An 18,846-nucleotide genomic window follows, 5' to 3' on the forward strand; every position below is an offset into this window, starting at 1 on the left:
GTGCACTCATTCAGGAAAGATTGTGAAAGGAAGTTGACACGAGAACGTTTGCCAATCTAGGCTACGCACTGTCGCTAAAACTGACCCGGTTCCTGTCCACCTGCTCGGAGACGCAGGCGAGCCGCCGCTTTGTCCGTCAGTCAGGCGATCGCATGAAACTGCAGAAAAACGGCTCACGTCGCCTTTCTGAAAGTATTGTAATTATTAAAAAGTGCAATCCGAAAATCAGCCACAAGTGCTGAGGCAGTAACACGCCCATATATTCTCGCTAGCAATCCGGCGCTAGTGCGGGAGACCTTTTTTGCTGAAAAAACAGAGAAACACAGCTTAAGCACTCATCGCACTTTCTTTATGCCGATTTTGTCAGTCGAGGATTAACTATGCGTATAAATTTCCGATTGCAGATACAGTGCCTGGCGTTCGCCGGAATAATGGTCCTGGCGGGCTGCGGCGGTTCAGACAGCTCGTCGACGCTCTCGAGCAAGTCCGCCCAGGCGCCGACCGCCGCCTCCGAGGTGGCGCTTGCGCCGCCCACTGCGCCGATCGTTGCGGACGCATCGATCAACAAGAGCGTGCCGCCGGTCGAATTGCCCGATACGGTCACACCGATCAACTACAAGCTGTGGTTCCGGCCGAACCCGGCGCTCTCTTCATTCGACGGCCGCGCGGACGTCCAGATCAAGGTGCTGAAGGCCGTCAACGCGATCACGATTGCCGGGCATCGCGTCAAGTTCACGAACGGCACGATCACGCTGCAGCCAGGCAACATCCAACTGATCGCCACGCCGCAGGATGACGGCGATTTCTACCAGCTTCGGCCCGTAAGCGGGCAGATCGCGGCCGGCAACTACTCGCTGCACATGGAGTGGAGCGGCATCATCAACTTCAAGACCTACGACGATCCGGTCGCCAAAACTGGCGGCAGTTGCGGCAACGATCCCTATCCGGGTTGTTCCGCGGCGGAGGGTGTGTTCCGCGTCGACCTGAAGTCGACCGATGGCACGACGAGCGGCGCGATTCTCACGCAAGGCGAATCGAACCTCGCGCGGCAATGGTTCCCGGGTTGGGACGAACCGGCTTTCCGGCCCACCTACGAGGTGAGTGCGGAAGTCCCGCAGAACTGGAACGTCGTCTCGAACGCGGCGGAAAAGCCGGCCGTGAATGTGGACAGCGGCTACAAACTGGTGTCGTTCGAAAAGACGCCGCCGATGCCTTCGTATCTGCTCTTCTTCGGTGGTGGCCAGTTCGACATTCTCGAAGACGACTTCTCGAGCCCGCTGCCGGACCATAAGGGTCTCCATCTGCGCATCTTCACGCCGCCCGGCATGCGCGACTGGGCGAAACCGGCCATGCAGCAGACCAAGCAGGCGCTCGATTACTACTATCGCTATACCGGCATTCCGTTGCCGCTCACCAAGTTCGACACGATCGCCGCAAACGACGCGTTCAAGGAGCAGAAGGATCTGAACTTCGGCGGGATGGAGAACTGGGGCGCGATTCTCGAATTCGCCGACGATATTCTGCCGGCGCCTGGCACCACCATGTCCGACTATGGCGTGACGGTTTTGACGCATGAAGCCGCGCATCAGTGGTTCGGCGATCTGGTCACGCTCGACTGGTGGGACGACGTGTGGCTGAACGAATCGTTCGCGACGTTCTTCGAGAACAAGACCAAGGTGCGCTTCTTCCCGGACCGCTTCAGTTGGGTCGACGACGTGAAGAACAAGTATGCGGTCATCAACGCCGATCTGAAATCCACTTCGTTCCCGGTGCAGCCGAACTTCAACGGCTGGGCCTCGAACGACTTCGTGCTGAGCGCGAGCGCCTTTACGTACGACAAGGGCGGCCATGTGCTGAAGATGCTGGAGAATTATCTCGGCGAGGACGTGTTGCGCAAAGGGCTGCAGTCGTATCTGGCCGACTATGCGCTCGGCAACGGCACGCCGAAGCGCTTGTGGGACGAACTGGCCAAGGCGAGCGGCGAGCCGATGGTCGCGATCGGCGACAGTTTCGTGCGGCAAACCGGCGTGCCTTTGCTGTCGCTCGACACCCAGTGCGATCTGACGACCAATCAGACCGTGGTCACGCTGAAGCAGTCGCCCTTCCCGAACCAGAACCAGTACCCCGGCACGCAATGGACTATTCCGTTGACGCTCGCCTACGGTGACGGACTGACATCGCGCAAGACGGTTGCGATGAAGGACACGCAAATGCAGGTGCGCCTTAACGGCTGTTCCGCGGTGCTCGCGGATCCGAGCGGTCTCGACTACTACGTGACGAACTACAGCAACAACGCGTGGAGTCAGTTGCTGGCGCAGGGGAACGCGCTGAAGGATCCGGTTTTGCTGACCAGTCTGCAACTCGAGGCCAAGCTGCTGGTGAAGAATGGTCTGGCGGATCCGTCGCGGGCAACCAGTATTGGCTCGCTCAGCCCGACGGCTACGCCGCTGGCGCGTCAGTTGCTGATGACCGCGCCGACCCCACCGTCGCTTCGTCCGACGATCCGCTATCAGGGCAAGTTCAAGCTGAAGCCGCAAGCGCAGCAAGGGCAATAAGCCCGGAAAGCCCGTAGCTGTACGGGCCGTAGTAAAAGGCAGGGCCGTGGCCCGCATCCTCATGCGATGCGGGCCACGGCACGTCTGCTGCATCGAGCGAGCGCAGCGTTTTCTACCCTGCTCTGACATCTGCATCCGCGTGGATAAGCGGTCGAATGCTCGTGTCGCTCATGCCGAACTCGGTCGGCGCTCCAGCCAATTCCGCAACAGACCCGCTAGAAGCGCGCTGACGACCACGGCAAGGTAAAGCGAAACGAGACTGTGACGCCACGTATCGAGTGCAAGCTGGTGCATCAGCAGTTTCGAATCAGGCGCAGGGAGAACAACATGCATTGCCACGACGGCCTGCTTCATCCGCAGAAAACCCACGGCCGACAGCAATGGCAAACCAACGAGCAGGGTCAGCAGGGCGGGCCTCGCGCGTTGCATCGCCGGATAGTGACGCAATCGAAACCACACGCCGAGGCAGCCATGGATCCAGCCTGGCGCGAGCAGAGCAAGTTGCAGACCCTGCGTGCCGCTCGTGATCAGCGATATGACGATCCGCTCGTAGTTCGGCTCGAAGCCATACAGCGACGTCGCGAGGCGCGTCGCTACCGCATGCCGGATGAGCAGCAGGGGCAGGCTGAGTCCGGCCCACAACCGGATCCATTCTTCGGGCGGGAGCGCCCAGTGGCGACGCCCGTAAATCGTGCGCACAGCCAGCGCGAAATGGAGCATGGCCGCACCGTACAGAAGGATCGTGCCGGGCTCGCTATGCCAGATCCACAGGGCGAGCGTGAGTCCGCGCCCGGCAAGATCGAGTGACCAGATGCCGAGCGCGTGATTGACCAGGTGCAAAAACAGATAAATAAGCAGCACCACGCCCGATCCGAGTTGCAGGCGGCGCAGAACGGGCAACAATTCCGGGCGCACATTGACCTCCTTTCAATTTGTATGCTTCGGAAAGCGGCACGGGAGGCCGCAGTTGAACCGCGTCGAGCTTGCGGCCGCGCCGGCCGTCTCAAGCTCCTCAGCCCCTCACGCCCTGCGAGTGGGGGCGGCGGTGCGCTTCCGATGTCCGCTCGGTTGCACCGTACCCTGGCGCACCGCTTCTGCAAATCGCTGCAGCGCGGATAGCGAACCGCACACGCTCTGGTATTCCTCCCGGCCAATCCTGCCGTCCAGGATGACCGCCATGCCCGAGGCACGGGCCATATCGATGATGTCCATGTTGGCTACTCCTTTCAGTTGCTCTCACCTGCATAACCGCCGCCGCGGCGCGGCTATTCCCATTTCCCGTTTGTTCAGACGCCGCACATGTAAGCCTGTACGGCTGGATTCATCAGCCGGCACTAATTTTCTTTTTCATGGAATAAAACCGTCGGCACGCCAGTCTTCCTGATGAACCGAGTCGTGTGGCCCGCCGGATGATCCCGCGGTTTGCCTGCGAATCCCTATCGTGAGGTCAACATGTCGTCACATCATTCATCCGATCCTGCATTCAACCCGTCACGCCGTGGCGCCCTGAAATGTCTCGCTTTCGGCGGCGTAGGTACGGTGTTCGTTCTTGCCGGCGGCATTCTCACGCCAGTGGAACTGGCCCTCGCGGCCGACGCGAAATCATCCGCGACGTCCATGGGCGTGCCGCTTTTCCTGCAGATCAGCGATTCGCATATCGGCTTCAACAAAGAAGCCAACCCGGACGTCGCGGGCACGCTCAAACAGACGATCGACTACGTCAACGCCATGCCGGTCAAGCCCGCGCTGACCATCCACACGGGCGACATCACGCATCTGTCCAAGCCGGCGGAGTTCGATCTCGCGGCGCAGTTGATGTCGGGTCTGAATATCACGGAACTCCACACCGTGCCCGGCGAGCATGACGTGACGGACGGCCCCGGAACCGAATACTTCAGCCGCTTCGGCAAGGCGTCGGACAACAAAGGCTATTACAGCTTCGACCACAACGGCGTGCACTTCGTCGGACTCGTCAACGTGATGCATTTCAAGCCTAACGGCCTGGGCGGTCTCGGCGACGACCAACTCGCCTGGCTCGAAAATGACCTGAAGGGCCGCTCGTCCAGCACGCCGATCGTCGTCTTTGCCCATATGCCGATGTGGACGATCTACGAACCGTGGGGGTGGGGCACAGGCGATGCCGGTCAGGCCATGAGCTATCTGAAGCGCTTCGGCTCGGTGACCGTGTTGAACGGCCATATTCATCAGATCGTGTCGAAGGTCGAAGGCAATATCACTTTCCATACCGCCCGCTCGACAGCCTATCCGCAGCCGACCGCCGGCAACGGTCCCGGCCCCGGGCCGCTTACGGTAGCAAGCGATCAGCTCCCGAAGATGCTAGGGGTGACCAGCATCAAGATCGTGGGTCATCCGCGCAAGGCGACGCTTGCCGATACGACACTCGTTTGATTCCAGAATTTTTTCGCAGGAGATCACTTATGCAAAACAATGCTATTCGCCGCGCGTTCTTTGTACTGCTCGGGAGCACAACGCTCATCGCGGCATCGGCCGGACTTTCCGTTGCGCGAGCGGAAACGCCCAGCGCCGTGGTGATCAAGAACTTCATGTTTTCGCCGATGGCGCTGACGGTCAAAGCCGGCTCGACGGTGACGTGGAAAAATCTCGACGGCGAGCCGCATACGGTCGTGAACGCTGCGGGCATGTTCCGCTCCGCCGCGCTCGATCAGAACGACTCGTTCCAGTTCAAGTTCGATAAGCCGGGCGTCTACAAGGTGTTTTGCGGCATCCACCCGAATATGAAAGAAACGATCACCGTGCAATAGGTGACGGATCGGGTGTGGGGCGTCCTGCGCCCCACTGGGCATGCATGGCGTTTTAAGCCGTCGCTGCCGATAAGCGCGCTCCAGATTGGCGTGTTTATTGCGTGACGCGGAGTTGCCGTGCATGTCCCCATCGCTGCCTCCACCGCCACGTGGAGGCGGCCTGCAAGCGCTCGCGGCCCAGCCCGTGGATAGGCCGCGGCGTTGAATCTTTTACCTGTCTCATCGACGCAAAGCGGACTCGCAAAGCGCGCGTTTAAAGCGCAGCATTACCGTGTTGTCGCTACCCGGCGAGCGGGATAAATTCTTCCAACAACAACGCCAGATCGACCCCGCTGAATCGTATTAACAATGTCTGCCGACGTGTCAGACATGTGAGGATTCCGGAGAGTATTGCGATGTTCAACGATACCGAATTTTCAAAATCTGCCGTAGAGAGTCCGGATATTGGCTTCGATGCTGGCGCTGAGCCGGCGGCTGCGGCACCGCCTGTGCGATTTGGACGTCTTGTCCTGTGTGTCGCGACGGCAAGCGCGCTGGCTTTTGGCGTAGTGGGTACGGTCGCGTACGGTGTCTGGTTCAACCACGATCAACAAGCGTATGCCGACGCCATGGCGCGTGCGCGGCAGGCGCTCGGCACGGCTGCATCAGCCGCTGCAGGGCCGGCGTTGGCGAAATCGATTGCGACGCCACGACCGGCAACTTTCGCGGCAGCGCCGCGATTGGCGACGGCGGCAGCGGCAGCGGAGGGGACAGCGGGCGGTATGCAAGCACCCTCAGTAAAAGCGGTGACAACGGGAGCGCAGGTAACAGCAGTTGCGCCGGCGACGACGGGCACGCAGGCAACAGTAAATCCACCGGCAACAGCACGAATGCAGGCAGCAGCGGCAGCGCCGGGCGGAGAAGAAGGCGGAAAACTGGCCTCCTGGTCTGGTCCAGTGACGCGACTCCCGGCGCATACGGTTAGCCAAACCGGCGTGTCCGACGCAACAACCGCCGTTTTGGCCGCGTCTTCCACGCCTGCCGCTCAACGCGCGGCGCCCCCATCCAAACCTGCTCCGCAGCAGTTGGCGTCCGGCCGGTCAGGCAGAGACGCGCGTCTCGCGCAGCAGGATCGTCGCGCCGCTTCGGCGGCAAATGCCAGGCACAAAGGCAGTCTGTTTGCCCGGATGGGTTCGTTCTTTCGTCGCGTAAGTTACCGGCAGCATGACAATGGAAGCCGGCAAGACATCTATTCCCATCCCTGAGCGGGCGCGTCCCCCTCGCGCCGCTCGTGGGCGCGCTCTCGCGATCCGCTTCAGGCCGGGCCCGGCTGCGATCGCCGCCACCGCGCTGGTTTGTCTGCTGATCGGCCTTCTGTATCTGGCGCTGCAAATCCGGACGATCTTTTCCGATCAGTTGAAGCAGGAATACGCGGGGCTCGTTCTCGAAGCGGTCGAACGGGCGGAAAGCGCCCGGAGTCTGGTCGGCGTCTGGCAGCAACTGCCCGACGCCACGGAAGCCAGATCCGCCGGGTATCGGCACGCGCGTACCGAACTCTCCGATCGCCTCGCGTCGCTCGCGGCGCTCGTGAATGCGAGCCCGTCGGCGGCACCGCGTCTGCCGCCGGCTTCGCTCACACCCGACGCCGATCTGCGCGACACGGACGCCGTGCTCGGTACCGTGTCGGCCTGGTGGCGGGCGCAGCGCGATGCCGACAGCGCCGATGTGCGCGTGCGGATTGCCCATGTCGCACGCACGCTGATCGCGTCGGCGGCCTTGCTGTTCTGCATGCTGATCACCGCGCTGGGGATGTATGCCAAACGGAATCGTCTGCTGGCAGGACAGTCGCACGAATTCGAATGGGCGGCGCTGCACGACGCGATGACCGGCCTGCCGAACCGGCGCAAGCTGTTTGCCACGCTCGAAGCGGCGGCGACGAAAGTGCCCGCGCGCACCGGGCCGTGCAAGATTGCCTTGCTGTATATCGATCTGGATGGATTCAAGCAGGTCAACGACTCGCTCGGTCACCGCGTCGGCGATGAATTTCTGATCGCGGTTTCGAAACGTTTTCGCGAGTCGGTGCGTAAAGTCGATGTCGTCGCCCGGATCGGCGGCGACGAATTCGCCGTTCTGGTCCGTGAATTTTCGACGAACGCGGAACTCGGTGAAATCGCCCGGCGGCTGATCGCCTGCGTGGTTCAGACGGACGAGGAGATGGGGGTCGGGTTGGTTCGCGCCAGCATCGGCATCGCCAGTTTTCCGGATCTCGTCGGCGATTACCGTCGCCTCGTGGCCGCGGCCGACGAGGCGATGTACCGGGTCAAGCGCAGTGGCAAGAACAGTTATGCGTTCGCTGATCCGGCGAACTGACAGGCGCCTCTAGGACGTTTGCGTCTCCGGCGTCTCCGGTACCTCCGGTTTTACCTTGGCCTTGCGGCGCGAGGCGTCATTGATAACCTGATGGCGCCGGTAGTCGGTCATGTTTTTCCACTCGCGAATCTCGTCACGGGTACGCAGGCATCCGATGCAGAAGCCCGTTTTGCCGTCGATTTTGCAAATGTCGATGCAGGGTGATTGAATTGCCATCTTCAGGCGATCTGTTCCGCTGGGTTGACTTCGACGGTGACGTGCGAGAGTCCGTTAAAGCGTTTCAGCAACGCATGATAGAAACGCGAGTCATGGCGCGTTTCCTGGGTCGCGACCGATATTACCGCACTCATATGACCGGGACCCACGCGCCAGACGTGCAAGTCGAGCACCTTGTCGCCGTTATCTTCGATAGCGTGGCGCACGTTTTCCGTCATGCGCTGGTCGGGGTTGATATCGAGCAGGATCGCACCCGTGTCGCGCATCAGCCCGTATGACCAGTTTGCAATCACCAGCGCGCCGATGATGCCGGCGAGCGGGTCCATCCAGAGCCAGCCGAATTCACGCGCGAGAACGAGGCCGATGATGGCCAGTACCGAGACCGCGGCATCCGCGATCACGTGAATGTACGCCGAGCGGATGTTGTGATCCCGTTGGGCCGCACTTTCGGCATCGTGATGGGCCGCGTGAGCGTGGTTGTCGTGAGCGTCGTGGGCGTGACCCTCTGCGTGATCGTGATCCGCATGCCCGTGACCTTCGTGCCCGTGAGCGTGTTCTTCATGCTCGTCACCATGATGTCCGTGCCCATGACCATGCCCATGGCTGTGTCCGTGATGATCGCCACGCAGCAGCCACACGCTTGCCAGATTTACCAGCAGACCGGCCACTGCAATCGGAATCGCTTCACTGAAATGAATGGGCACCGGCGAGAGAAAGCGCGACACAGCTTCGTAACCGATCAGCAGCGCAATCATGGCCAGCGCAATAGCGCTCGTGAATCCCGCGAGGTCGCCCAGCTTGCCAGTACCGAATACAAAGCGTGAGTCGCTCGCGTGCTTGCGCGCGTACGTATAAGCGAGCGCCGCGATCAGCATCGCCCCCGCGTGCGTCGACATGTGCAGGCCATCCGCCACGAGCGCCAACGAACCGAACAGGCTGCCGCCGACGATTTCGGCAACCATCATCACGGTACACAAAGCGATCACCGCCCATGTTCTGCGTTCGTTTTTTTCATGGGCGGCGCCCAGAAAAATATGATCGTGCCCCGCGCCGAAGGCAGCGTTTCTAAAGTCACTCATGTCCTGCTCCGGTTTACTTGAAATAGCTGTGAACAACTTCGATGAGTTGTTCGGTGGCGCTGCCGACAGGGTCCTCGTCAGTATGTGCATCCACCAGGTGATTTCTGATGTGGTCCTCGAGCACGACCGCCAACAGACCATTCATCGCGCCGCGGCAACTGGTGATCTGCTGAAGGACGTCGGCGCAGCCGCGTTCGTCTTCGAGTGCGCGTTCTATGGCCTCGATCTGCCCCTTGATGCGGCGAACGCGGTTGAGAAGCTTCTGTTTTTCCCGAATCGTGTGGCCCATGAATGCTCTCGAAAATACCCTAGGGGGGTATATCTTATCAGATCGAACGGACGCGGTTCAGTTCGCCGGCTTCCGGGCCGCACATTCACACGCCGAGCTGTTTCGTGTTAAAAATCGGGGTTCGCCGATGCGGGATGAAATGCGTCGGCTTGGCCGAAGTCGTTCCCAAGTCATCCGCAGCGGAAGGGTTAATGTCCAGATATTCGTTGATGCGCGCCATGCAGCGCGTAAGCCGGCCTGAGTGGATTGTTGTTGTGCTGACGGCGACACTGGCGGCATGCGCGTCGCTGCCACCGGCTGCAAATCAAGCCACGGATCAAACCTCGCATCAAGATACGCATCAAGCCCCCGCATCTGGCACGGCGCGCGCAGCCGACGGGCCGCTGCCCGTTCCACCGAACCTGATCGCGCTGACGCAGCCAGTTGGCCAGAAACGGTTGATGGCCAACGCCAATAACCAGTCGTACTGGCCGCTTTCGCAGTACTTCGAAACGCAGCGCAACGAAGCCTACTGTTCGGTCGCGACTTCGGTGATGGCGCTCAATGCATTGGGCATTCGCCGTCCCGAGTCGACGCAGTACCCGGATTTCCCATTCTTCTCGCAAGAGGATTTTTTTCGCAGCGTCGATCCGCAGGTGGCCAACGCCGCGCGAGTATCGAAGGAGGGCATGACGCTCGACCAGCTCAGCACGGTCCTAAGCGCATTTCCTGTCGAGGTGAGGAGCTTCCATGCCGGCGACCTGACGCTCGGTCAGTTTCGCGATCTGATTCGTGACACGACGGGCCATAGCGACCGCTTTGCGTTATTGAACTTCAGGCGGGTGGAGATAGGCGAAGCAGGGGGCGGCCATTGGTCGCCACTTGCCGCATACGACGCGGCGAGCGACAGCGCGTTGCTTCTCGATGTGGCGCGCTACAAGTATCCGGCCGTCTGGGTACCGGTCACGCAACTGTATGCAGGGGCGCAAGCGGTCGACAACGTGAGCGGACTTTCACGCGGCATCGTGATCGTCGGCACGCGCGCGAACTCGAACTAACTGACGTTGTTCACAACCAGGCGGTCACGCCAACCGCCGACGAGCGAAAATTAGTTGCGCGCGCATCAATCATCCTGGTTGCGCCATTCGGTAAGCCCCTCTCGCGCATTCAATTCAATGAACGAGGGCAGAGCCCGCAGCCCGCGGATATAGCGCGCGAGATGCGGCCAGCCGAGCGCGGGGCGTGGCATGTTGCGTGTCCAGCGCATCAGCATGACGGCGAGGAAATCGGCCGTGCTGAGCTTGCCGCCGACCAGATAGTCACGTCCGTCGGCGAGATCGGCGTCGAGCCTGTCACAGGCTTCTTCGATGCGCCGCTGCGCGAGCGCTTGAACCGCTACGGCGCCGGCAGGATCGCCGTCGACGTCCGCGTAAAACCAGTCGCGCATGGCGGGCAGCAGCGTGTTGGCCAGATAGATCATCAGTTCCAGCCACGCGGCCCGGTCGGCGGAACCCGGAGCCGGCGCGAGGGCGGCTTCAGGATGCCGCTCGGCGAGCAGCATCAGCAACGCGGCCGACTCGTGGCGCGGCGTTCCGTCGACCACCAGCGTGGGAACACGGCCCGAGGGATTCAGCCGCAGATAGTCAGGGTTTCGCTGATTGCCGGCGTCGATGTCGACAAGATGGACATCGAACGGGATGCCCATTTCAATCATCATCCAGTGAACGGCCATGCTTGCCGCGCCCGGCGAGTAGTAAAGACGATAGTCCATTCATTCGCTCCGCATACTCATTCGATTCGATCGACTTCAATTCGGGCGAAGTCTAGCGCGATTCGCGAAAAAAGGGGTTGGCGCCTTAAGCGACCAACCCCTTCAACCGCTATGCAGAAAGATGCGAAGAAACGCTCAATGCACCGGCGCGTGAGTCTGCTCGACCGACCGCGGCTGCGTCACAGCGCTCACCACGGCAAAAACAATCACGTTCACGGCCAACGCCAGGAAGCCGATATTGACGTCCTTCAACGCGTCAGGCAAAAACGGCATCAACTGCCCGATACTCAGATGCATGGTCGTCGTCAGCGTGACGACCGCGACGCCCGCAAGAATCCCGCAAAACGCGCCGTACTTGGTCGCCCGGTTGTGCGGCAGCAAACTGCAGATCACCGCCGGAAACAGTTGGGTCACGAAGCTGTAGCCCATCAGCAGCAACGCCACGATCGTCTCGCCGCCATGCAGCGTAAAACCCACCGCCACCAGCGCCACCACCGGCACCAGGAAGCGTGCGAGCTTGGCCACCGTCGCGTCCGACGCCTTGCGGCTCACCATGCCGCGATACACGTCGTTGGCGAGCAGCGTGGACGCCGACGTCAGAATCATCGAGCCCGGCACCAGCGCCGTCAGAATCCCGGCCGCGCCGATTACGCCGACGAACCACGGGTCAAAAGTCTGCAACGACAAACGGAACAGCGACAGGTCGATGTCGCCACCCTTCAGGCCCGGCACCTTCAGCGTCGCCGCAAAGCCCACGAAGAACACGAACAGCAGAATCAACTGATACAGCGGCAGCACCATCGCGTTGCGCCGGAAAATACGCTCGTCCTTCGCCGTAAAAATCGAGCCGAACGTGTGCGGCCACATGAAGAAGCCCAGCGCGGTCAGGAGCACGGTCGACTGGAACCAGGTCACGCTCGAACCCTTCGCCGGGAAGGTCAGGAAGCCTGGACGCGCGGCGTCGATGGCGTGAAACATCTCGCCGAAGCCGCCGTAGTAGTGCAACGGCAGATAAATGCCGAGGAACAGCACGATCGCCAGAATCAGCGTATCTTTCACCACCGAATTCCACGCGGAGCCGCGCACGCCGGAGATGGTCACGTAAGACGTCACCACCGCGGCGCCGATCCAGATGGCGGCCGTCGACGAAATCGCACCATATGAGGCGGTCGCCACGATGATGCCGAGGCCCTTGAGTTGCAGCACGAGGTACGGAATGAGCGCGGCCACGCCGACCAGCGCGACGAGCGTGCCGAGCGCCGGGCTGTCGTACTTGCGTGAGAAGAAGTGCGGCTGCGAGACGAGATGGTGATTCTTCGCGTAACGCCAGATGGGCGGCAGCATCCAGTACGAGAGGATGTACGCCAGCGTGCCGTAGGCAAGAATGTAGTAGACCGGCGCGCCTTTGCCATAAGCAAAACCACTGCCGCCGAGGAACGTGAAGGTAGTGTAGATTTCGCCCGCCATCAGCAGGAACACGAACGCAGTGCCGAAACTGCGGCCCCCCACGGTCCACTGTTCGAGACTCATGTCGTGGCCGCGCCGCGCGCGCACGCCCAGGTACAGCGCAAACAGCGTAATGGCCGCAATGATGACGAGTGCGCTCATGATCGGACCTCCTCGGCATCAGTTGCAAGCTGCCGGTTGCTCGGGTCCAGACGGTAGATGATCGCCATGATGATCGAACTCAGCACCACCCACATGACGATCCAGGCCAGCACGAACGGCATGCCGAGCACCAGCGGCTCGACACGATTCACAAACGGGACGCCGAGCAGAATGCCGATGAACGGCAGCGCGGCGAGTACACGAAGCAACATGGGGGCAGCTCCTCGAACCGGTAAGTACGTCTCGTTGAAAGTGCGGCTTCGCTGGGGACTGTATGCCTGATGCTTCGGTTACGTAAAGTAAGTCAAAAAAGTGTAGGCTTTCCGAAAGTTGTGCGCGCATCTTTCGGCGCTCGTCTGCTGCGGTGCAGCGCCGCGCGCTGTGTGCATCGCCCCGTTTTTTGCCAATCTGCGTGCCGCGCCGCGATATCATCTGACCCACGCAACGCGAGCATCAATCTGGACCGCCCGAAGGCGTCCGGCACTTCAACCTGGCGTGGCGCGCCGGTGGGCAGTCAGTCGATCAGTCCGCCCGCGCCGCTGCCCGAAACGGATCGCATATGGTCGAAAGTCTGATCTCGGACATCCTCTTTGGCTTTACCGGGCTGATCAGCATCATCAACCCAATCGGCATGGCGTTCGTCTTTCTCGACCGGACAGCATCGCTCACCACGGAAGACCGCACGGCGCTCGCCAAGAAAATCGCCTTCAACGTTATGTGCGTGTTGCTTGTCGCCTTCTTTGTCGGCACCCCGATTCTCCATTTCTTCGGCATCTCCATGGAGGCATTGCGCATCGGCGGGGGCCTCGCGGTCGCCGTCGGCGGCTGGCAGATGCTCAACGCGCCCGACACGCAGCCGGCCGAGCAGCCGGCGGTCAAGCGTGTGGACGCGGATAACGCCACGTCGAAAGCGTTCTTCCCACTCACCATTCCACTCACCACCGGGCCGGGTTCGATCGCCACCGCGGTCGCGCTGACCGCGAACCGCACGCATAAACTCTCGGCGTTCGTGCTGTCGAGCATCGCGTCGGTGGTGATCACGCTTCTGGTGGCGGCCACCGTGTATCTGATCTACAGCCGGGCGGTGGTGTTCGCCAAGTATCTCGGCGTGGACGGCACCAAGGTTGCGATGCGCGTCTCGTCGTTCCTGCTGCTGTGCATCGGCGTGCAGATTATCCTGACCGGTTTTTCGGAGTTCCTGATTCCGATCGCCCAGATGCAACCCGTGGTCAAATAGCGGTTGGCGGCACGCGCGCCTGGTCGAGGCTCGCGCGTGGTTCGTCAGACATCTCGTCGCATTTCGTCGCAACCGGAGGAGAACTCATGTGCCGCTGGCTCGCTTATACCGGTAACGCGCTGCAACCCGAAACGGTGCTGTTCAACGCCAAACACTCCCTGATCGACCAGAGCCTGCATTCGCGGCTCGGCCAGACCACCACGAACGGCGACGGCTTCGGCATCGGCTGGTACGGTCATCCCACCGACATCCCGTTTCGCTACCGCTGCATCCAGCCCGCGTGGAGCGACCGCAATTTACGCGAGGCGGCGCGGGCCATCCGCGCGCCGCTGTTCGTCGCGCACATCCGTGCGGCCACCGGCACGCCGTCGCAGGAAACCAACTGTCATCCGTTCCGTTACGGGCGGTGGCTCTTCATGCAGAACGGGTTGGTGCGTAACTTTCCGCTGGTACGCCGCGATCTGATGCTGGCGATCGATCCCGAGTTGTTCCCGTCAATCGAAGGTTCGACGGATTCCGAGGTGCTGTTTTTTCTCGCGCTGACCTTCGGTCTCGAACTCGCGCCCGTTACCGCGCTCGAGCGGATGGTGGGTTTTGTCGAGGATATCGGGCGCAAGCACGGTGTCGATGAGCCGCTGAACATGACCGTATGCGCCACCGATGGCGAGCAGATCGTCGCGGTTCGCTATTCGAGCGAAGGGCAGTCGCGCTCGCTCTTTCACAGCACCTCGTTCCGGCATCTGCACGACCTGTATCCGGACGACCCGCGCATCGCGACGGCGGGCGAAGACGCGTTCCTCGTGTTGTCGGAGCCACTGTCGGATTTGCCTGGCTGGTGGGAGGAGATTCCGGAGAGCACGGCCGTGGTCGCGCGGGGCGGAGAGATCGATCAGTATCCGTTCAAGCCGCAACTGGCGTAGGCGCGCTTTGATGCGCTGGTGTCGGGAGTTGGAAGTTCGTTCAACTAATATGGGCCGCCTCGTCGTGTGCACGACCCACGGCGCAACGGGTGTCGACTGAGAGCGAGCGCGAGCAACTCACGGCTTACTTCCTGCGTTGCTTCGGTGGCTTCCACGCCATCATTGCTTCGGCGCTCCATTGCGCGACAGTTAGCCTGGCAATGAGGAAGTCTGCCAACGCGCCCACCTTGGCGGGACGGGCGCGGGCCGTCGGCGTCACGAAGTAGAGACCGCCCTCAGGCAGGCGCCAGTCGGTGAGTATCGGTTCAAGCTGCTTGTCGCGGAAATACTGTGTGGCGACGAACTCAGGGAGTTCGGTGATCGCGAAGCCTTCGAGGGCTGTGGGCAGAAGCGCCTCGACGCTCGTCCCGCGCAGCGGACCCGTAGGGGTAACAGAGCATTCCTCGCCGGCCTCATTCGTGAATCGCCAAACGTCACGCCTGGATCTGTTCGCATAGGTGAGGCATTGGTGGGCTCTCAAATCGTCAGGATGCTGCGGCCGGCCGTATCGGGCGAGGTAGCCTGGAGACGCAACGACAAAGCGGCGCACCGGCACGATAAGGCGCGCAACGAGGGACGAGTCTTCCAGGATCGCGATCCGAAGCGCGGCGTCAAAGCCATCTCCGATCAGGTCGGCGTGGGCATCGGTTAAGTGAAGATCGACAGCGATTTCAGGGTAGGTTCGGAAAAACTCTGGCAGAAGGGGCGCGACCCAGCGGGCACCGAAGGAAAGGGGCGCGGCAAGCTTGACGAGCCCTCGCGGCCGGCTGGAGGTTTCACGGGCGAAGTTCTCCGCGTCCTCGGCGTCAGCGTAGATCTTGGATGCGCGCTCAGCCATCATGTGACCGTAGTCGGTCAAGGCAAGGCGACGAGATGTTCGATTGAACAGGGTGCCGCCCAGGCGCTCTTCCAGCCGGGTGACCGCCCGCGAAACGGTGGCCACGGATACCCCCATTGCTCTCGCTGCGCCCGCGAATGATCGCTCCTCGGCAACCTTGGCGAACATCGCGATCCCTTCGAAGTCCGGTAGTTTTGACATCGACAATCCTGCAACGATTGATTTCAAACATTTCTATTTCGCATTATCGCGCTTCGCCGCAAGATTGTCTCTCCGAAAGAATGAACCAAGGAGAATAGCTATGTCTGACCGAACTCATGAACTGCTCCACCGCAACCTTCAAGAGGTATTCGGCGAAGGGGACCCAATCCGACGTCGCGCCGCGATCAAAGAGCTGTACACCGACGACTGTGCGCTCTACGTTCCGCCGGGCATCTTCCTCGGCCATGACGCACTCGACAAGTTTGCGGGGGAGCTGCGCGCGACGCACCCTCACTTCGTCTACACGCCTGTTGGCGAGCCACAGACTCTGCACAACGCCGGGCGTCTCGCATGGAGTTCAGGCGCGCCCGGCGAAGCGCCGGACTACACCGGCATCGACGTGATCATCGTTCGTGACGGCAAGATTGCAGCACTCTACGTCTTCCTCGACGCTCTTCCGACCTAATCCTGGCAACGCTCACGTGGTGTTTGATCGCGACGCAGCGAGGGTTGCGCTCAACGGGTGGCATGCCAGGAAACAATTCAAATCAAAGGAACTTTCAAATGGTCAAAGTACATGCGTACGCAACGCCAAACAGCGTCAAGGTAACGATCGCCCTCGAAGAAATGGGCGTCCCCTATGAACTCGTGCCGGTCAACCTGCGCAAGGGTGAACAGAAGTCGGATGCCTTCAAGGCCATGAACGCAAATGCCAAGGTCCCTGTCCTGGTGGATCAAGCCATCCTGGGCGAAGCTGACATTGCGCTGAGCGAGTCGGCCGCCATACTGGTCTATCTCGCCGAGGCGACTGGAAAATTGCTTCCCAAGGCAGGCGTCGAGCGCGCCCTGGTATTCGAACAACTATTCTTTCATGCCTCCGGGCTGAGCCCAGCGTTCCTGCAGGCCTTCCTGGTGAAGCTCCAGGCATCTGCGGCACCGGAAGCAGCAGCGCGGGCGCTGGCCGAGGTCAACCGCACGTTGGGTGTACTTGAACGTGCGCTGGAGCGGGGCAAGTTCGTTGCCGGTCGCGAGTTCTCGATCGCGGATATCGCGCACTTTGGCTGGATCTGGCGGCACGAGTCGGTCGGCGCGAGCCTTGAGCAGACGCCAAATGTCGCTCGGTGGTTTTCGGATGTCTCTGCGAGGCCTGCGGTGATCACCGCCATTTCGAAGACCATGGCACTCGCTCAGTAACTTCTAACTCGCGACACTAGCGCGTCAGCAGCATCGAACTCAACACCGAGAACACCGTCGACGGCAATTCGGCAAGGCGGCTCACCACCACATTGTGTGGATAGAAGTCCTCGACCGCATCGGTCAGCACGCCGATTCCCAGCAGTTCGATGCCGCGCTTCTGGATCGCCGCGACGCGTTCGCGCAGATCGTGGCGCAGTACCTGCGGGTCACCGTCGCCGGTCGACGGATAGCCGTCGGAGAACACGATCAGGATCCGCCGCTCGGCTTGATGATCTGCGAGCCGCGTCGCGGCCCAGGCGAGCGCCTCGCCGTCAGGATTTTCGTGGCCGCAATCGATCGTGGCGATCCCGCTCAGATCCGTCGCGCCAAAGCGTTTATAGACTTTCAGATCGAGTCGCTCGACAAAGCGGTTATAGCGCTGCAAATCCGCGCCGGCCGCCAGTTGTCGCTCATACAGTTGCTTCATCGGCGTGGACTCGAGCGAGCAATAGCCAAGCACTTCGCAGTCGAACGACAACTGCGTCAGCGCATCGCACAGCGCGGTCGCGCACAGGCGCGCGAGCTCGATCTTGCGCCCGGCCATCGAGCCGCTGCGATCGATCAGCAAGGTCACCGCGACGTCGCGCCCTTTGGCTGCCCGCTGCGTGCGAAACGGCGTGCGGTAACCGGGCGAGGTCGCCAGTTTGGCGAGCGAGGTGCGGTCGATCTCTCCGCGTTCCTGTTCGCGACGCCAACGGATGCGTTCGTCCGCGCTCAGCGCACGCTCCAGTTTCTCCTTGAGCGGCGCGGTGTCCGCTCGGGCTTGCGCGCGAAGCTCGCGCCATGTCGCGCTGTCGCCTTGACCGGTGACGTCGGTGATCTCGTCGAATTCGGTGGCGAGCGGAATCGATAGCCGCGCGCGAGCGGTGTCTGAAGCGGTACCGGCTTCGCCTTCGGAACGTGCCGACGCTTGCTGTGCATCGGCTAGCGATTGCCCCATGCCCACCGCGTTTTCCGCTTGCGCGCCACCGCTTTTATCGGACGGCGGTGAGGCTGAGTTGTCCTGATCGGGCAGGGCTGTGTCGTCATCGTCGAGTGGCGCCGAGGAAGACGCGGCGGTTTCCGTGTCGATGTCTTCAACCGGATCCGCGGTGAACACCATGCTGTTGACATCGCCCGCCGACAAAGCCCGCACGCGCGCCACCAAGGCCTGCGCTGCCGCGATGCTATGCGCGGTCGAACGGCTTCTGCGCGACTCGTCCAGCAGATCCTGGGCGGCGTGCAGCGCGGCCAGCAGGGAATGGCTCGCTTCGGTCCGGGTCGGTTGCTCGTCCCACAGCGCGCGCTCCACCAGCCAGACCAGCCGGTCGCGCCAATGCAGCTTCGGCCAGCGTTGCCGCGCCTGCTCAGCGGCATGCGCTCGCAGTTTACCGATGAACCAGCGTGCGCCCGGATACTCGTCGAGCAGTTGCGAAGAAACGCGGCGATCCTCGATCACCTGCGCGAGATTCGCCGCCACGCCCGGCGGCAGCGCGTCCATCTGTGCGAGTGACGAATGTTTGGCGCGTGCCACCAGCAGATCCAGATAGCCGATCAGCACGTCGCGCTCGACGCCGCCGCTCAACTCGTAATCGGGAATCACGATGCGGCCCGGCTCCACGCGGGGCCCATCCGGACTGAAGGCGACCGTCACGCCGTATTGCCCGGTCAGCACGCGCGCCACTTTGCTGAGCGTCGATTCAAACGCGAAGCCTCGCGTGTCGCGCATTGCGTGCATGGCGTTCATGGTGCGTGTTGTGCGTGTCG

19 protein-coding genes are annotated in these 18,846 nt (G+C 61.6%); 9 read left to right on the top strand and 10 right to left on the bottom strand.

The window, feature by feature from the left end; genetic code table 11:
• Nucleotides 1–380 precede the first annotated feature (380 nt).
• Entirely contained in the window at nt 381–2,555 is a 2,175-nt protein-coding gene (locus tag P3T25_RS05405; RefSeq protein WP_429357664.1) for a M1 family metallopeptidase, read from the top strand.
• Nucleotides 2,556–2,723: 168 nt separating this feature from the next.
• Here P3T25_RS05405 and P3T25_RS05410 read toward each other — a convergent pair whose 3' ends face one another.
• Nucleotides 2,724–3,458: a hypothetical protein gene (locus P3T25_RS05410; protein ID WP_154560509.1), complete on the bottom strand. Its 735-nt coding sequence runs from the start codon at nt 3,456–3,458 to the stop codon at nt 2,724–2,726.
• Between the two features lie 117 nt (nt 3,459–3,575).
• On the bottom strand, nt 3,576–3,767 hold the full coding sequence (locus P3T25_RS05415) for a hypothetical protein (protein ID WP_154560468.1): 192 nt from the start codon (nt 3,765–3,767) through the stop codon (nt 3,576–3,578).
• A gap of 240 nt (nt 3,768–4,007) precedes the next feature.
• Between P3T25_RS05415 and P3T25_RS05420 the strand changes: the two genes are divergently transcribed.
• The 3 genes from P3T25_RS05420 to P3T25_RS05430 all read left to right on the top strand — a co-directional run bounded on the left by P3T25_RS05420 (nt 4,008) and on the right by P3T25_RS05430 (nt 7,687).
• A complete protein-coding gene (locus P3T25_RS05420; RefSeq protein WP_154560467.1) occupies nt 4,008–4,964 on the top strand; it encodes a metallophosphoesterase family protein in 957 nt (318 codons plus the stop codon).
• Nucleotides 4,965–4,993: 29 nt separating this feature from the next.
• Nucleotides 4,994–5,338 (top strand): cupredoxin domain-containing protein, encoded by a 345-nt coding sequence (locus P3T25_RS05425; RefSeq protein ID WP_154560466.1) that lies wholly within the window; start codon nt 4,994–4,996, stop codon nt 5,336–5,338.
• Nucleotides 5,339–6,541: 1,203 nt separating this feature from the next.
• A complete protein-coding gene (locus tag P3T25_RS05430; protein ID WP_429357665.1) occupies nt 6,542–7,687 on the top strand; it encodes a diguanylate cyclase in 1,146 nt (381 codons plus the stop codon).
• A gap of 9 nt (nt 7,688–7,696) precedes the next feature.
• On the opposite strand, the gene P3T25_RS05435 is transcribed toward P3T25_RS05430, so the two are convergent.
• The 3 genes from P3T25_RS05435 to P3T25_RS05445 are packed head-to-tail and all read right to left on the bottom strand — an operon-like array spanning nt 7,697 to nt 9,271.
• A complete protein-coding gene (locus P3T25_RS05435) occupies nt 7,697–7,903 on the bottom strand; it encodes a DUF1289 domain-containing protein (RefSeq protein ID WP_266239265.1) in 207 nt (68 codons plus the stop codon).
• A 2-nt stretch (nt 7,904–7,905) separates the two neighbouring features.
• On the bottom strand, nt 7,906–8,982 hold the full coding sequence (dmeF, locus tag P3T25_RS05440) for a CDF family Co(II)/Ni(II) efflux transporter DmeF (protein WP_429357666.1): 1,077 nt from the start codon (nt 8,980–8,982) through the stop codon (nt 7,906–7,908).
• Nucleotides 8,983–8,995: 13 nt separating this feature from the next.
• Complete coding sequence (locus P3T25_RS05445; protein WP_154560462.1) at nt 8,996–9,271, bottom strand: metal/formaldehyde-sensitive transcriptional repressor; 276 nt, start codon at nt 9,269–9,271, stop codon at nt 8,996–8,998.
• A 191-nt stretch (nt 9,272–9,462) separates the two neighbouring features.
• Here P3T25_RS05445 and P3T25_RS05450 point away from each other — a divergent pair, with 191 nt between their 5' ends.
• Nucleotides 9,463–10,308, top strand: coding sequence for a phytochelatin synthase family protein (locus P3T25_RS05450; RefSeq protein WP_266239267.1), 846 nt, complete (start codon nt 9,463–9,465; stop codon nt 10,306–10,308).
• Between the two features lie 65 nt (nt 10,309–10,373).
• Here the strand turns inward: P3T25_RS05450 and P3T25_RS05455 are convergent, their stop codons facing one another.
• The 3 genes from P3T25_RS05455 to P3T25_RS05465 form a co-directional block, all read right to left on the bottom strand.
• Complete coding sequence (locus P3T25_RS05455; RefSeq protein ID WP_266239268.1) at nt 10,374–11,021, bottom strand: glutathione S-transferase family protein; 648 nt, start codon at nt 11,019–11,021, stop codon at nt 10,374–10,376.
• A gap of 135 nt (nt 11,022–11,156) precedes the next feature.
• The gene (locus P3T25_RS05460; RefSeq protein WP_154560459.1) at nt 11,157–12,629 is read right to left on the bottom strand and encodes a sodium:solute symporter family protein; all 1,473 of its coding nucleotides are present in this window, start codon (nt 12,627–12,629) and stop codon (nt 11,157–11,159) included.
• Nucleotides 12,626–12,841, bottom strand: coding sequence for a DUF3311 domain-containing protein (locus P3T25_RS05465; protein WP_154560458.1), 216 nt, complete (start codon nt 12,839–12,841; stop codon nt 12,626–12,628). Before P3T25_RS05465 ends, P3T25_RS05460 begins: the two co-directional genes overlap by 4 nt.
• Nucleotides 12,842–13,188: 347 nt before the next feature.
• Here P3T25_RS05465 and P3T25_RS05470 point away from each other — a divergent pair, with 347 nt between their 5' ends.
• The gene (locus tag P3T25_RS05470; RefSeq protein WP_154560457.1) at nt 13,189–13,866 is read left to right on the top strand and encodes a MarC family protein; all 678 of its coding nucleotides are present in this window, start codon (nt 13,189–13,191) and stop codon (nt 13,864–13,866) included.
• 86 nt (nt 13,867–13,952) lie between these two features.
• Entirely contained in the window at nt 13,953–14,786 is an 834-nt protein-coding gene (locus P3T25_RS05475; RefSeq protein ID WP_429357667.1) for a class II glutamine amidotransferase, read from the top strand.
• Nucleotides 14,787–14,910: 124 nt separating this feature from the next.
• Here P3T25_RS05475 and P3T25_RS05480 read toward each other — a convergent pair whose 3' ends face one another.
• Nucleotides 14,911–15,864: a LysR family transcriptional regulator gene (locus P3T25_RS05480; protein WP_429357668.1), complete on the bottom strand. Its 954-nt coding sequence runs from the start codon at nt 15,862–15,864 to the stop codon at nt 14,911–14,913.
• Between the two features lie 100 nt (nt 15,865–15,964).
• Here P3T25_RS05480 and P3T25_RS05485 point away from each other — a divergent pair, with 100 nt between their 5' ends.
• Nucleotides 15,965–16,330 carry a nuclear transport factor 2 family protein gene (locus tag P3T25_RS05485; protein WP_154560454.1) on the top strand — a complete coding sequence of 122 codons (366 nt, stop codon included), beginning with the start codon at nt 15,965–15,967 and terminating at the stop codon, nt 16,328–16,330.
• Between the two features lie 98 nt (nt 16,331–16,428).
• Complete coding sequence (locus tag P3T25_RS05490; RefSeq protein WP_266239271.1) at nt 16,429–17,058, top strand: glutathione S-transferase family protein; 630 nt, start codon at nt 16,429–16,431, stop codon at nt 17,056–17,058.
• A gap of 16 nt (nt 17,059–17,074) precedes the next feature.
• Here the strand turns inward: P3T25_RS05490 and P3T25_RS05495 are convergent, their stop codons facing one another.
• Nucleotides 17,075–18,826 carry a cobaltochelatase CobT-related protein gene (locus tag P3T25_RS05495; RefSeq protein ID WP_154560452.1) on the bottom strand — a complete coding sequence of 584 codons (1,752 nt, stop codon included), beginning with the start codon at nt 18,824–18,826 and terminating at the stop codon, nt 17,075–17,077.
• Nucleotides 18,827–18,846: the final 20 nt, after the last annotated feature.

Origin of the sequence: Paraburkholderia sp. GAS32 (assembly GCF_050434225.1) — a bacterium.
GTDB lineage: Bacteria > Pseudomonadota > Gammaproteobacteria > Burkholderiales > Burkholderiaceae > Paraburkholderia > Paraburkholderia madseniana.